Genomic DNA, 769 nt, shown 5'->3' with positions numbered 1-769 from the left:
GAAGAACAGGTAGCTACTGATATTTTTAAGGTTTCCATCACAGGAGGAATAGAATTATCTTATATAATTTCCCAGAATTGTCCTCATATTGCACCGCCTTATCCGGAAGGAGCAACGATAAAAGATGTGAAAGTACAGGGGTCAACTATTAAGGCAGCGGCTTATGACTGCGCAAACAGCGAAGGTTTCGATGCGGTTCTGACAAAGAAAAGCTGGGTTGACAAACCTGAGAATTATGTGAAGGTGGCGAGGTATCAGGATGCAAAGACCATCACCTTTACAAATGTAAAAAACGGGACGTATTATCTGGGAATCCATGCGTACAACAGGGATTATTATGATGGAAAAGTGTCTGGGAAAAGGTTTGGGGCATGGAGTTATCCAGTAAAAGTAGTAGTAAAGAACGGAATTCCCACAGAGAGGGTGAAGATTAAAACTGTAAAAACAGGTAAAGGAGCTGTGGCTGTAACAGTTGGCGTACCAAAAGGATTTGCAAGAGCAGATATGGAACTGAGATCTACAGGCGGAACCACCGTATATAAACGGAACAATCGGACAACCTATACAAGGATTACAGGCGTGAAGCCCGGAACCTATACTCTGAGAGTCCGCCCATGGGCCAAAACTAACGGAAGGAAAGCTTACGGAGACTGGGTATCCTGGGGAAGAAGAATCAGGGTAAAATAAAAAGAAACAGGCAACTGCCCCTTGTTTAGAAAAGTTTAAATTGGTTTGAGAAAGAGAAAAGTAAATTCTGTAAAGTTGACTT

Annotated in this window: 1 protein-coding gene; it reads left to right on the top strand. The window is 42.3% G+C overall.

What is annotated here, in order from left to right; translation table 11 throughout:
• A partial coding sequence (locus tag H8Z82_RS16960; RefSeq protein ID WP_186995768.1) for a hypothetical protein occupies positions 1-687 on the top strand: 687 nt, incomplete at its 5' end.
• Positions 688-769 lie beyond the last annotated feature (82 nt).

Origin of the sequence: Blautia difficilis, from assembly GCF_014297245.1 — a bacterium.
Taxonomy (GTDB): Bacteria; Bacillota; Clostridia; order Lachnospirales; family Lachnospiraceae; genus Blautia_A; species Blautia_A difficilis.
The sequence above is the reverse complement of the archived record's forward strand: the minus strand, read 5'-3'. Positions and strand labels throughout refer to the sequence as shown.